The following is a 14067-nucleotide window of genomic DNA, read 5'->3' on the forward strand; positions in this document are numbered from 1 at the left end:
GAAATGATTCATCTCTCCAGGCGCAAGACGGTCAAAGAGGTTACTTTGGATCTTTTACCGACCATGATGCGGATTGTCCGAACGACTTTTCCCAATGCCACTATGACCAATGACCGGTTTCATGTACAGAAACTCTTTTATGAGGCAATTGATGAGCTCAGGATTACTTATCGCTGGATGGCACGGGATTTGGAGAACGATGAAATTCAGCGGTGCAAAGAGCAAAACATAGAGTATGTTCCGTTTCGATATACCAATGGTGATACCCGCAAGCAGCTGCTGGCAAGGGCCAAACATGTACTTGTCAAGCATTCCAGTAAATGGACTGAATCCCAAAGAATACGTGCGGAAATCATATTCGACCATTATCCGGAACTGAAATCTGTTTACGACTTAGCTATAGAGTTGACCAATATATATAATAAGCACTATGACAAGGATGTGGCACGTGGAAAGCTTGCCTTGTGGTACAATAAAATAGAAAAGCTTGGATACGGATGTTTCAGAACCGTAACAAATACCATGCAGAACTATTATGAAACAATACTAAACTATTTCGTTAACAGAGAAACGAATGCATTTGCTGAATCATTCAATGCAAAAATTAAAGCGTTCAGAGCACAGTTTAGGGGAGTCGGAGATATACCATTCTTTATTTTTAGATTATGCAAACTAACAGTGTAGATTTAACATACCCACAGGGTTTTCGGACTGACCCGAACATGATTTACGGGTGACCCGTAAAACTCCCGTAATCCTTAACAAAAAGAAAACCACTGACTCATTGTGAATCAGTGGTCTAAGTGGAGCGTATGAGACTCGAACTCATCACCTCGACACTGCCAGTGTCGCGCTCTAGCCAGATGAGCTAACGCCCCGTTGCCAACGTTTGCGGGCTTGCTTTCATTTTTGATGGTGCAAATATAATGCATTATTCTGAAATAATTGCTATGTTTGCGAAAGAATTTGAAAAAATAAGTTATGCTGATATATAATACCACTTATCATGTAGAGAAAGGAGAAGACAAAAACTTCCTGATATGGATGCAGGAACACTATCTTCCCGAGGTAGAAAAGAATGGAATATTGTATGCTCCACGTATAGCCCGTATCTTGAGTCATATTGAGGAAGGAAGTATCTGTTATTCTGTTCAGTTTGAGGTAGAAAACTCTGCCAAATTGCATCGTTGGCATCAAGAGCAAGGAGTGAAACTGAATGAGGAATTACTGAATATCTTTAAGAATAAAGTGATTGGATTTCCTACATTGATGGAGGTAATAATGTGATACAACCGGTCAAAGAGAAAATAATATTGGGTATAGACCCTGGTACCACCATTATGGGGTATGGAGTATTGCGTGTGGCAGGTGTCAAGCCAGAAATGATAGCTATGGGAATTATTGACCTCCGCAAATTTGGAGACCACTATCTGAAGTTACGCCATATTCATGAACGGATACTGAGTATCATAGAGAGTTATTTGCCTGATGAGCTTGCTATTGAAGCCCCTTTCTTTGGAAAGAATGTACAGTCCATGTTGAAGTTGGGGCGTGCGCAAGGCGTAGCAATGGCAGCTGCTTTGAGTAGGGATATTCCCATTACGGAATATGCTCCTTTAAAAATAAAGATGGCAATCACCGGAAACGGACAAGCATCCAAGGAACAGGTGGCGAACATGTTGCAGCGTATGCTGCATTTTCCTAAAGAGGATATGCCTACTTTTATGGATGCAACGGACGGGCTTGCTGCTGCCTATTGTCACTTTCTGCAGATGGGGCGTCCCACGGTGGAGAAAGGCTATCATGGCTGGAAAGACTTTATTGCCAAAAATCCGGATAAGGTGAAGAAGTATAAGAATTGAAATGTAGAATATAAAAATAATATCATGAAATTGAATGAACTTGCTATCATTGGAGTGGCTGCGACAACGGTTGTAAGCTGCACTCCCGCGAAGACGGAGTATGCTTCGTACGAACTTTACCCTGTCCGTTCGGGTAGTCTGACAGAGATGGAATATACACCTGCTGCCACGCAATTCACATTATGGGCGCCTACGGCGGATGAAGTTCGCCTGATGTTGTTCGAAGCAGGAGATGGAGGTCATGCCTACGAAACTATTTCAATGGAATCATCTGAAGAAGGGACTTGGAAAGCTAAAGTTGAAAAGGACTTGATAGGTAAATTCTACACATTCAATGTGAAAATCAATGATAAGTGGTTGGGGGATACTCCGGGTATCAATGCCAAAGCTGTAGGGGTGAATGGAAAGCGTGCCGCCATCATCGACATGAAATCCACAGACCCCGAAGGATGGGCAGATGATAAACGTCCGGCATTGGACTCTCCTGCCGATGTGATTCTTTATGAAATGCACCATCGTGATATATCCATTGATTCGTCGTCGGGTATTGAGCATAAAGGAAAGTTCCTGGCATTGACAGAACAGGGAACGGTAAGTCCTGATGGGCTGGCAACCGGCATTGACCATCTGAAAGAATTGGGAGTGACACATGTACATCTCCTTCCGTCTTATGACTATGCCTCCGTTGATGAGACAAAGCTGGACGAGAACAAGTATAATTGGGGATATGATCCGCAGAACTACAATGTGCCTGACGGCTCTTATTCCACTGACCCTTATAAGCCGGATGTTCGTATCCGCGAATTCAAGCAGATGGTGCAGGCTTTGCACAAAGCTGGTATCCGTGTTGTTCTGGATGTGGTGTATAACCATACTTTCAATACATCTGACAGCAATTTCGAACGTACAGTTCCAGGATACTTTTATCGTCAGCGGCCGGATGGAACGTATGCAAACGGTTCGGCTTGTGGCAATGAAACTGCCAGCAACCGTCCGATGATGCGTAAATACATGATAGAGTCTGTGTTACATTGGATTAATGAATATCACATTGACGGCTTCCGTTTTGACTTGATGGGTATCCATGACATCGAGACAATGAACGAAATCCGTAAGGCGGCAACGTCTGTAGATTCGACTATATTTATATATGGTGAAGGATGGGCGGCGTCGGCTCCACAGATGGCGGAAGATTCTCTGGCAATGAAAGCCAATACTTATAAGATGCCGGGTGTTGCTGCTTTCTCTGACGAAATGCGTGATGCTTTGCGCGGTCCGTTCAATGACAATCATCAAGGTGCTTTCCTTGCCGGATTGCCGGGAGGAGAGGAGAGCATAAAGTTTGGTATTGTAGGAGCCATCAGGCATCCGCAAGTAAATAATGACTCTGTGAATTATAGTAAGGCTCCGTGGGCGGAACAACCTACACAGATGATTAGCTATGTTTCCTGCCATGATGATATGTGCTTGGTGGATAGGCTGAAAGCAAGTATCCCGGGTATTACTCCCGTAGAATTGGCAAAGCTTGACAAACTGGCGCAAACAGCCGTATTCACTTCCCAAGGTGTACCGTTTATTTATGCCGGTGAGGAAGTGATGCGTGACAAGAAGGGAGTACACAATAGTTTTGAGAGTCCCGATTCCATCAATGCGATTGATTGGAGACGAAAGGCGGAGCATGCAGATGTATTTGCTTATTATAAAGGTTTGATACAGCTTCGTAAGAAGCATCCGGCTTTCCGTATGGGTGATGCGGATTTGGTGCGTAAACATTTGGAATTTCTACCGGTTGACGGCAGCAATGTGGTGGCTTACCGTCTGAAAGAAAATGCCAACGGTGATGCTTGGGGAGATATTATAGTAGTCTTGAATGCCCGTAAGGAGCCTGCCAAACTTACCGTACCCGAAGGTAAATATACAGTGGTCTGCAAGGATGGCTTTATCAATGAACAAGGTTTGGGTACACTGTACGGCCCCGAAGTTGTTGTTCCGGCCCAATCGGCACTGATTATGTATAAATGATGATTGGATGATGCAGCAACATACAATACACATAGCGGGGGGCGTAGTACGCAACCCGCTTGTTCGTTTGACAGAGCCTGTCACCCTTGATTTTCTGGCAGGAGAACACATTGCCATTGTAGGACCGAACGGAGCCGGAAAGAGTCTTTTGGTGGATATGCTGACGGGAAAGTATCCATTGCGTGATGGTGAGCTTACCTATGATTTCTCTCCCTCCCTCACGAAAACTGCCTATGACAATATCAGATACATTGCTTTCCGTGATACTTACGGTTCCGCCGATGCCAATTATTACTATCAACAGCGTTGGAATGCCCACGACCTGGAGGATGCTCCGTCGATACGCGAAGTACTGGGAGAAGTAAAGGACGATGCCTTGAGGCAACGACTATTTGAACTTTTCAGCATAGAGCCGATGCTTGACAAGAAAATCATTCTTCTCAGTAGTGGGGAACTCCGTAAGTTTCAGCTGACTAAGGCTCTATTGTCCGCTCCCCGAATTCTTATCATGGATAATCCTTTCATCGGGTTGGATGCGCCTACACGCGAACTGCTCTCCGGTTTGTTGGAACAGCTTACCAGGCTGGGCGGGTTGCAAATTGTCCTTGTGCTTTCCATGTTGGATGATATACCTTCATTTGTTACACACGTTGTTTCGGTAGATGGTATGAAGGTGAGCGGGAAGATGAAGCGCGAGGAGTATGTGCAGGCATTCTGTGTGGACAATCAGATACATATTCGGGAAGAAGCCGGTGCTTTGGAGGAATTGCGGCGGCGTATTTTTGATTTACCCTATGAGCATACGGATTTTACTTCCGATGAAGTGGTGAAGTTGAACGGGGTCAGTATCCGTTACGATGACCGTATCATTCTGAAGGAGCTGGATTGGACAGTGATGCGTGGGGAGAAGTGGGCGTTGAGTGGCGAGAACGGTTCCGGTAAGTCTACGTTACTCAGTCTGGTATGTGCCGATAATCCACAGTCGTACGCTTGTGATATTAGTCTTTTCGGACGGAAGCGCGGGACGGGGGAGAGTATTTGGGAAATCAAGAGACACATCGGTTACGTCAGTCCGGAGATGCATCGTTCTTATCTGAAGAACCTGCCTGCCATGGAGATTGTAGCTTCCGGTCTGCACGACAGTATCGGACTGTATAAGCGTCCTCACGCAGAACAGATGTCGGTATGCGAGTGGTGGATGGATATTTTCGGTATTGCCGCCTTGAAAGACAAGCCTTTTCTGCAACTTTCCAGTGGTGAACAACGTCTGGCGTTGTTGGCGCGTGCTTTCGTGAAAGACCCGGAATTGCTGATTTTGGATGAACCGCTTCATGGACTTGATACTTACAACCGTCGTCGGGTCAAGAAGATTATAGAAGCATTCTGCCACCGAAGAGATAAAACGATGATTATGGTGACTCATTATGAAAACGAGTTGCCGGGTACGATTACGAATCGGCTATTTTTGAAACGCAACTGATAATAATACTACAAAAAAATGAAGTACGGAATTCTTTACCTGTTGCTTCTGCTTTTCTTGTTGGTTTCTTGTGGAAAACAGCGTCTGGCATCGGAGCCTATGCGTCCCGATTCTGCTAGAGTGGCTTGGATTTTTTATAAGAAAATCTGGGCTGTATCCGCATTGGATAGTGTGGAAAGATATGCAAATCTGACATGTCGTTATCTTTCGGATAAAGAACTCACAGCAAGAGTGAATTACGGTGTGGCGCTTCGTTGCATGAAGTTAGGAATGTTTGAACGGGCTTTGGTCTATTATAGGAAAACAGGTGACGGGGCAGATACTTGGATACAGGGAGAAGTGTGTAGGGCCATGCCCGAGGCTTATGCCGGTATGGGGCGTTATTTGGATGCAGTCCGTTGTCTGGATTCCATACGCGATTGCAGGCAGTCTCGTTCCGTCATACCGCATTATTGCCTGGCTAAGGGAAACCTGTATGCCATGACAGGACAAGTTGATTCGGCCTGCCGTTACTATGAAAGTGCTGCTCGTTCGCTGAATCGTTGGGTGGCAGGTGTAGCTTCGCGGCGATTGAGTGCTTTTCATGCTTCGCGTGGCAAGGATAGCTTAGCTTATAATCTGGCATTGAAAGCGGATAAGATACTGATACGTGAAATCCAAAAGGAAGAAGCTACAGAAAATCGTGAGAATTATGAGAAAGAGAAAATGCAGAATGAACTGAATCGTTTGAGGATAGACAAGCAGCGGCAAGAAATCATGGTATTATCCCTTGGACTGATTGTGGTTCTGATTGTTTTTGTTTTCTATTTTGTATCGCAGCGTCGAAAACGCCAGACCGACCTCTTGTTGTTGCAGGAGAAAACGATTCGACTGGAACAGACCCGACAGTTGCTGGTGCAGGCAGAGGAGTTGACGCTTTTGCGTGAAAAGGAATCGCAGTTGCGCGAGTCTTTATTTCGCCGTATGAAGTCTTTTCATAAGATTCCTTCTTTGGAAGACAACGACCGGAAAGAAACAGATACCAACCTGCGCATTGCTTTGAGTAAAGAGGACTGGGACGATATCCGGCAGACGGTGGATAAGAGTTATGATAACTTTACGCAACGGCTGAAACGGAGTTTTCCTTCTTTGTCGGAGAAGGATGTCAATTTTTGTTGTCTGGTGAAGATTGGAGTCAGTATAAAAGACCTTTCAGATATTTATTGTATCAGTCGCACATCCGTCAGCCGTAAAAAGCAGCGGGTGAAAAAAGATAAGTTCGGATTGACTGCCGAAGATGATACTTTGGATTCTTTTTTGCGGCATTTTTAGAACTATGTGGCAAAATGTCTATATGATACTTTCTTTGTATATAGGTTATATATCTGTATTATAGTGAAATATAAAAGAAAGAAACTTCCGCTTTTGTCTATCGCGAGAATTGTGTTATTGCAATTTCTACTCTAATTTTGTTCTCATTCTATTCATGAATTTAAAAAGAATGAGGACATGAAAAACAAAAAACAGATGAGGGTCTTTTCCTTATTGATGGGGGTGGCTTTATTGGCGGGTTGCAATGGAGCCGGTAAAAAAGCGACGGATGGTTTGGCTGACTATCCGATGGTAAATTCTTTGGCCGGGCAGTCGGTGGTAGGTTCTGTGGAGGTAATGGATGGCGATTCGGTATGGGTCTGTGACTTTTCTAAATTAAAAGATACGGTTACTTTGCCTTTAAGTGCTATTGCGGAAGAGTTTCAAGTGGTGAAATTGGATAACAGTGACGAGGCGCTGGTTCCGGCAGGAGGTGTTTTGGTTTCGGACAATTATATATTGGTATATGGCAGGCAGCAGACACCTTTTAAACTATTTGACAAGTTCGGCAGGTTTCTGGCGAATATAGGCTCTTTCGGACAAGGGCCGGGTGAGTATCAGCTGGTGTATGATGCACAGATTGACGAGGCGTCGGAGCGTATTTATATCCTGCCCTGGAATGCAAAAGCTTTGCTTGCTTATGACTTGAAAGGTCAGTATGTACAGAGCATTCCTCTGCCCACACTGGTTCCGAAGGGGAAATTTAAAGTGGACAGTAAAAATTCCACTCTATCGGTATTCATCCTTCCTTTCAATAATCTGCTCTATGCGGCATGGCGTCAGGACTTTCAGGGGAATCTGCTGGATACCATTCCCGGACGTCATTTGGCGGTGCGTCCGGACTTCAGTAACGAGGTATTTAGTAACAAGGTGAACGGAAAGTTCGATGTATCTTTATTTACTTTCTTTGAACTTCGTCCCGATACGCTTTATCATTTTGAAGAGGGACGTTTGAATCCGCGTTTTACGGTGGATTTCGAGATGAAGGAAATCCCGATACATTTTTATCAGGAATTGCCCCACTGTTTTGTGGGCGACGTGACGGTAAAGAAGCAGGTAAGTGAGAATAGCTATGTCACTGAGGCTCCGTCCTGTTATATCATGGACAAGAAGACGTTGAAAGGTGCTTTCTACAGATTGGTGAATGACTATCTGGGAGACATGCCCGCCTATCTTACGGTGAATGGTGATTACTATATTCTCAATATGGAGCCAGCCAAGCTAAAAGATGCTTTGGAGAAACATCTGGAAATCAAGACAAATCTTTCTTCCAAAGAACGCGAACGCTTGCAGAAGTTGGCAGATAGCATCCATGAGAATGACAATAACTATATATTATATGCTAAATTGAGATAAACCATGAAATATGTTTGTTTTCTTGTTGGTACTTTTCTCTTTTTCGACTTGCAAATAGAGAGCGGAAAAAAGAACCGGTTGTTGCCGATACTCTGTCTGTGACCGTAGAACCGGTACGTTCTGTTGAACCGTCTTTGGTTGCCGGAAGTGTCACTTTGAGCGAGGATGATTTAGTGCAGAGTTGCGGTAGTGCTCGCGGAACGGCATATTTGTATGAAACGACTGCTTCTAAGCTGTATGCCGCAGATACTACCGGCACTCTAAAGTCGGTTCCTGTAAAATTCGAGGCCATAAAAGGGAGCAGCTATTCTAGCAAGCAAATAGTCATGGCGGCGCCTGATACACTCTATTCGGTAGATAACGTCAGGGGAGGCAAGGCACTTTTCCGCATGGTATTGCAAGGTGACTCAACGGTGACGGAGCAGATTTACAATCTCTCTTTCAGTAAAAAACACAAGGGGTGGGCTGCTTATATAGGAGACTTCCTTTATGAGTTGCCGGAAGATGTATTGCGTGGTCAACAAGCACTATAAATGCTATAAGCCTATCTTTCAATGTAATTATTGACTGATATTGGCGAGAAATAGAATAAAAAGGTTTATTTTTGCGCCTTATATTAAATATATGATAAGGCACTGATGAAAGATAGGCTCATAGGATTTATTAAGACATACTGCTTGTTTGTCTGTATTTTTGTGTTGCAGAAACCACTATTTATGCTGTTTTACAAGTCGCTGTATCCGGACGCCTCGTGTGCGGACTGGTTCAGTGTCGCTTGGCATGGGTTACCTTTGGACTTGTCTTTGGCTGGTTATCTGACGGCTATTCCAGGTTTCCTTTTCATTGCTTCCGTATGGACGCTTTCTAAATCCCTTCATCGCATCTGGTGCGGGTATTTCCTCTTTGTTTCAGTTCTTATTTCCATAATTTTTACTGTCGATTTAGGACTGTACGAGTATTGGGGATTTCGTTTGGATGCTACTCCGTTATTCTATTTCTTTTCTTCTCCTAAAGATGCAGTGGCCAGCGTCAGCATCTGGATGGTGCTGGGAGGAATTGTGGCAATGGTTGTGTATGCTGTCGTACTCTATGCTGTTTTTTACAGCATCTTGTTGCAGAAGAAACAGCTGCTGCGGATGAAACTGCCTTATCGTCGTCTGAAGATGTCGGGCATACTGTTGCTGATGACGGGGTTGCTGTTTATTCCTATCCGTGGAGGCTTTACGGTATCTACCATGAATGTGGGGAAAGTCTATTTCAGTGCCGAGCAGCGTCTGAACCATGCAGCTATCAACCCTGCATTCAGTCTGATGGAATCTCTTGCCAAGCAGAAGGACTTCAGCAAGCAGTACCGTTTTATGGAAGCTGCGAAGGCCGACCGGATTTTTAAAGACATGCTTGAGCCTGCAGTAGTCGGTGGTCAAACGGAAGAGACTGACTCTGTGCTGCAAGCTACTGACTCGCTGCATACTTTATTCAATACTCAGCGTCCCGATGTACTCTTTGTGATTCTTGAGAGTTTTTCCTCCAGGTTGATGACAGCTTTGGGAGGTGAGCCGAATATTGCCATCCATCTGGATAGTCTGAGTAAAGAAGGGGTACTCTTTACGAACTTCTACGCCAACAGTTTCCGTACGGACCGTGGACTGGTGGCTATCTTGAGCGGTTATCCTGCCCAGCCCACCACGAGTATCATGAAATATCCCCGCAAGACGCAGTCTATTCCTGCCATTGCAGGCAGCTTGCGGAAGGCGGGTTATGGTACCAAGTATTATTATGGCGGTGATGCCGACTTTACCAATATGCGTTCCTACCTGATGTCATCGGGCTTTGAAGATATTGTTTCCGACCAGGACTTTCCCGTAACGGAACGTTTAAGTAAGTGGGGGGCGCACGACCATCTCGTATTCAACCGTCTGCTGGAAGACTTGAAAACCGAAGCAGCCGAAGGAACTGCCGAAGAGAAAACTCCTCATTTCCGTGTCTTGCAGACCTCCAGCAGCCACGAGCCTTTTGAAGTACCTTTCCGTCGTCTGGAGAATGACCGGCTGAACGCCTTTGCCTATACGGATAGTTGTGCAGGCGATTTTGTAAGACAGTTTCGTGAGCTCCCCCAGTGGAAGAATACGGTGATTGTGTTTGTTCCAGACCACTTGGGAGCTTATCCCGAACATATCGACAATTTGTCGGTAGAACGCTACCGGATACCTCTGTTGATGGTGGGCGGTGCCGTCCGAGAGCCGAGGCGCATTGACGTCTATGGCTCGCAACATGACATTGCAGCCACGTTGCTGGCCCAATTGGCGCTGCCCCATGAAGAGTTTGTTTTCAGTAAAGATATGCTTAATCCCGCTTCCCCTCATTTTGCGTTCTTTACCGTACCCGATGCTTTCGGTATGGTGACAGCGGACAACCGGGTGATATTCAATTGCCAGGCAGGTGCTGTGGTATTGGATGAGGGTACGGCAAAGGGGAAGAATCTGCCTTTGGGCAAAGCCTATCTGCAAAAATTGTATGACGATATAGCAAAAAGATAGAGGAAGATAATTAAAGTATAAGAGTATAAAGTATGACAGCACTTATGGATGCCTTGCAAAGGGCGATAGATATAGACACAAACATATTCCTTTTCATCAATGGGATGCACAACACCTTTTTCGATTATTTTATGAGCGCCTACAGCGGTAAGTGGGTCTGGGTGCCGATGTATGCTGCCATTTGGTATGTGATGCTGCGCAACTTCCATTGGAAAGTGACTTTGTGCTGCATGGTCGGTCTGGCACTCGTAATTACCATTGCCGACCAGACGGGGGCAACATTGATACGCCCGTATGTGGAACGCCTTCGTCCCGCCAATCTGGAAAATCCCATATCCGACATGGTGCATATCGTAAACGGGTATCGGGGAGGGCGTTATGGATTCCCCTCCTGTCATGCTGCCAATACTTTTGGCCTGGCATTCTTTGTCTGGTTTCTTTTCCGTAAACGATGGCTCACTGTGTTTATGATGGGATGGGCGTTGCTGACCTGCTATTCACGTATCTACTTGGGAGTGCATTATCCGGGCGATCTCATCGTGGGAACATTGGTTGGATTGATTGCCGCATACATTGTATATCGCCTTTTCCTGAAAGTCAGCGGGTATAAGACCATGAAGAAAGTCCCCCATATTTATGCTCCCATATTGGTGGGCGGATTGACGATAGTTGGGATATTGATATATTCCACGGTGATGATATTGCAGGCTTAGAACTGATGATTTATCGTCACCATTGCTTCCCTCGGACGTATATTTAGTCGTGAAGTGTAGCTTTGCGTGGTGGAATACGTGGTGTAAGCATACTCTTTTTTGTTGAACAGGTTGTTGAGGCTTGCTTCCAATCTCCATTTTTTTCTTTTATAGATAAGGGATGCATCTGCGAACACGGTGTTGAGATGTGCGTCCCCTCCTAAGTCATTCCGGTAATGCTCGCCGGATAGCCGTAGGTCTACCTGCCCGATACTGAATGTGAGATGTAGCCGTTGTACGAAGTCCAGTAACGGGGTGAGACGGGTATCACTTCCTATCTTACTGCCGCCATAGCCTAATGTGGCATGATATTCCGCTTCAAAAACATCTGCGGGCGACCAGATTATTTTAGGCTCTGCTTTCAGATAATCATAACGATAGGTCTGCAGAAGACTTTGCCGGTTACCCTCGCTGTCAGCCAGGCGGGTAAGCTGTTCGCCATTGCTGCGACTGAGTAGTAGGGTGAGTGAGGTTTTCAAATGCCAGTCGTATATACCTTTGGACAAAGTACTGCTGAGATTCCAGCTATCGTTATGGTTCGGTAGTTCACGACGAGTGTAGACAATGGCATTTTCGGAAACACTCTGTTCGAAAAGAGTATTCCGGTTGCTGCGGCTGTAGGTTAGTGCGGCAGTGATGAAAAATTCCTGTACAGTGTTTTTGTACTCTCCGTAGAGATTGTAGGTTTGCGTGAGGCTGGTAGGGAAGAGTCCGTTGCCGTCTCGCCAGGTGCGGTAATCAGTTTGGTAGAGTCCCGGATACAAGTCGGAGAAGTCTCCTGCCGAGCGTTTCAGACTGCCATAAAGGGAGAACGTCCAATGATAATCCAGTTTATAGCGCAAATACATGGACGGATTGAAGAACAGGAACGAACGCTGTTGTGAGAAATACCGATCTGCTTTCAGAGGAAGCGAAAGTGTAGCCAGCCATTTTCCACGTTCCAGCTGGAAGTAGGGGGTAATATGCAATGACAGATGCGAAGCATTGAAATCATTGGGCTGTCTTGTCAGAGTATATTTCAGGGTAGCCCGTTCTCCTTGTATTCCTGCCTTATATTGTTGGGTAAATCCATCATACTTTCGTAGATATGCGGCACTGTTATCTGTGTAGAAGTTGTGCTGGTTGAATTTACTTTTTCCTTCTTCGAGTAGTAAGGATGCAGGCTGGTAAGCATACTGTGTCGTCGAACGAAATTCCCAGGTTCCGCTTTCCCGGTTTCGGATAAGATTGAAGTAGTTTCCGGCACTTAGCTGTGAAGTTTGCAGAGTTTGTCCCAGTTCCTCCGAATGTCCGCGATTTGTTTCTCCGTCTACGGTGAAGCGGTTGGATATATAATTCCGGCTGCTGTTGTCTTCATAACGCAGTTCCAGATTAGCGATGTCACTTCTCAGACGATAATGGTAGGTTTCGTCTATTTGTATGGTATCTGTCGGTTGATAGTAGATTTGGGTATTTCCCCGTTGCTGTCGGATTAGCTCACGAGTATATCCGGCTTGCAGGCGTAAGCTGCGGTCATCATTCCATTTGTACATACGGTTGCCGTTCAGGGTGTGGGTTTCATTGAATAATAAGCGATTCTTGTCTAATGGTGCGCTGATGCCCGGCTGGGAGAGAAAACCGGAAAGCGGAACTTGTTGCTGGCCATTTCCGGTCAGTTTGGTTTGCTCGTTGCTGAGGTCCTTGCCATTGTTATTTGTCTTGTAATTATAGACACTCTGTTTTCCTTTACCCAGTTGAAGGGCATTCAGTCTGCCTTCCCACAGGATTTTGTTGTTGTCACTCCATCCGGTTCCCAGAGTACCGTTTGCTATCCATTGATCGCGTGCTTTCGGATCCAGTTTCAGGTTCAATGCCACCTCATCGGAATTGATTTTTCCTTTCAAGGCCTTTACTGACTGATAGTTCTCCATGATTTCCGCACTCTTTACGGCTTTGGCACTCAGGTTGTTGTTGATTTGGTTATAACGTCCGCCTGTCACGTCCATTCCTTCCACAAAGTAGTGGTCGATGGCTTTCCCTTTATACTTAACCTGTCCGTTTTCATCTACATCTACGCCCGGAAGTTTCTTCAATACATCCTTTATGTGCACATCTTTAGATGATGCAAACTGCGCCAAGTCATATCTCACCGTATCTTTTCGGGTATTGATACGTCCGGGACGTATTTGTACTTCTTTTAATACGATGGCTTCCGGTTGTAGGCTGAGGTTCAGGATTCCTGCCGCATTGATATTCCGCATTTCTCTCTTATAGCCTAACAAAGAAATATTGAGTTGCAGCATTCCGCTATGCTTCCACGGCAAAGAAAATTGTCCTTTGGCATCGGTCAATGCATAGTCTATCGTTATGTTTCCGCGTAATACACTAATCATTACAGCTTCTAGCGGTTGATTGGTTTCTGCATCTGTTATCTTGCCGCTCAACGTCTGTGCGCAGGTAGGCGACAAGAAACGAAAGAGAAACAGGGAAAATAGAATGATAGTTTTTTTATTCATACACTGCAATAATTGATTGTTTGGCAATTGAAGTTTGTTGTAATTTTTATACAATTATGATAGTTTCATAATCCGTTGATTATCAATGCGTAAAAAAGAGGGTATTTAAGTATACGACTGAATGGCATTCACTATACGACTGAATAGGGTTCAGTATACGACTGAAATGCATTCAGTATGCGATAGATTTCACGAATGCTTACGGGTGTGGAG

General features: G+C 45.1%; 11 protein-coding genes and 1 tRNA gene. 10 read left to right on the forward strand and 2 right to left on the reverse strand.

Annotation, left to right across the window (positions count from 1 at the left end; translation table 11 throughout):
- Nucleotides 1-684: transposase (locus E5355_RS04860; protein ID WP_136009412.1), on the forward strand; the 684-nt coding region annotated here is incomplete at its 5' end.
- Nucleotides 685-804: 120 nt separating this feature from the next.
- On the opposite strand, the gene E5355_RS04865 is transcribed toward E5355_RS04860, so the two are convergent.
- Nucleotides 805-878 (reverse strand) — tRNA-Ala (locus E5355_RS04865).
- A 103-nt stretch (nt 879-981) separates the two neighbouring features.
- Here E5355_RS04865 and E5355_RS04870 point away from each other — a divergent pair.
- From E5355_RS04870 to E5355_RS04910, 9 genes are all read left to right on the forward strand, one after another.
- Nucleotides 982-1287: a DUF4286 family protein gene (locus E5355_RS04870; protein ID WP_136009413.1), complete on the forward strand. Its 306-nt coding sequence runs from the start codon at nt 982-984 to the stop codon at nt 1285-1287.
- Nucleotides 1284-1862 carry a crossover junction endodeoxyribonuclease RuvC gene (gene ruvC / locus E5355_RS04875; protein ID WP_136009414.1) on the forward strand — a complete coding sequence of 193 codons (579 nt, stop codon included), beginning with the start codon at nt 1284-1286 and terminating at the stop codon, nt 1860-1862. Before E5355_RS04870 ends, ruvC begins: the two co-directional genes overlap by 4 nt.
- Nucleotides 1863-1886: 24 nt before the next feature.
- Complete coding sequence (pulA, locus tag E5355_RS04880) at nt 1887-3884, forward strand: type I pullulanase (RefSeq protein WP_136009415.1); 1998 nt, start codon at nt 1887-1889, stop codon at nt 3882-3884.
- A gap of 10 nt (nt 3885-3894) precedes the next feature.
- Complete coding sequence (locus E5355_RS04885) at nt 3895-5364, forward strand: ATP-binding cassette domain-containing protein (protein ID WP_136009504.1); 1470 nt, start codon at nt 3895-3897, stop codon at nt 5362-5364.
- Nucleotides 5365-5382: 18 nt separating this feature from the next.
- A complete protein-coding gene (locus tag E5355_RS04890) occupies nt 5383-6675 on the forward strand; it encodes a hypothetical protein (protein ID WP_136009416.1) in 1293 nt (430 codons plus the stop codon).
- Between the two features lie 177 nt (nt 6676-6852).
- Nucleotides 6853-8070, forward strand: coding sequence for a 6-bladed beta-propeller (locus E5355_RS04895; RefSeq protein ID WP_136009417.1), 1218 nt, complete (start codon nt 6853-6855; stop codon nt 8068-8070).
- Between the two features lie 98 nt (nt 8071-8168).
- Nucleotides 8169-8603 (forward strand): hypothetical protein, encoded by a 435-nt coding sequence (locus E5355_RS04900; protein ID WP_136009418.1) that lies wholly within the window; start codon nt 8169-8171, stop codon nt 8601-8603.
- Between the two features lie 105 nt (nt 8604-8708).
- The gene (locus E5355_RS04905; RefSeq protein ID WP_136009419.1) at nt 8709-10607 is read left to right on the forward strand and encodes an LTA synthase family protein; all 1899 of its coding nucleotides are present in this window, start codon (nt 8709-8711) and stop codon (nt 10605-10607) included.
- A 32-nt stretch (nt 10608-10639) separates the two neighbouring features.
- The gene (locus E5355_RS04910) at nt 10640-11320 is read left to right on the forward strand and encodes a phosphatase PAP2 family protein (protein WP_136009420.1); all 681 of its coding nucleotides are present in this window, start codon (nt 10640-10642) and stop codon (nt 11318-11320) included.
- Here the strand turns inward: E5355_RS04910 and E5355_RS04915 are convergent.
- Complete coding sequence (locus tag E5355_RS04915) at nt 11317-13854, reverse strand: carboxypeptidase-like regulatory domain-containing protein (protein ID WP_136009421.1); 2538 nt, start codon at nt 13852-13854, stop codon at nt 11317-11319. The two genes, E5355_RS04910 and E5355_RS04915, sit on opposite strands and share 4 nt — an antisense overlap.
- Nucleotides 13855-14067: the final 213 nt, after the last annotated feature.

This window comes from Bacteroides muris (ex Afrizal et al. 2022), assembly GCF_004793475.1.
Taxonomy (GTDB): domain Bacteria; phylum Bacteroidota; class Bacteroidia; order Bacteroidales; family Bacteroidaceae; genus Bacteroides; species Bacteroides muris.

Bases quoted from the DNA above. Each gene is read 5' to 3' on its own strand.
- E5355_RS04870 (WP_136009413.1), top strand. From the start codon at position 982: ATGCTGATATATAATACCACTTATCATGTAGAGAAAGGAGAAGACAAA.
- pulA (WP_136009415.1), top strand. From the start codon at position 1,887: ATGAAATTGAATGAACTTGCTATCATTGGAGTGGCTGCGACAACGGTT.
- E5355_RS04885 (WP_136009504.1), top strand. From the start codon at position 3,895: ATGCAGCAACATACAATACACATAGCGGGGGGCGTAGTACGCAACCCG.
- E5355_RS04890 (WP_136009416.1), top strand. From the start codon at position 5,383: ATGAAGTACGGAATTCTTTACCTGTTGCTTCTGCTTTTCTTGTTGGTT.
- E5355_RS04895 (WP_136009417.1), top strand. From the start codon at position 6,853: ATGAAAAACAAAAAACAGATGAGGGTCTTTTCCTTATTGATGGGGGTG.
- E5355_RS04905 (WP_136009419.1), top strand. From the start codon at position 8,709: ATGAAAGATAGGCTCATAGGATTTATTAAGACATACTGCTTGTTTGTC.
- E5355_RS04910 (WP_136009420.1), top strand. From the start codon at position 10,640: ATGACAGCACTTATGGATGCCTTGCAAAGGGCGATAGATATAGACACA.
- E5355_RS04915 (WP_136009421.1), bottom strand. From the start codon at position 13,854: ATGAATAAAAAAACTATCATTCTATTTTCCCTGTTTCTCTTTCGTTTC.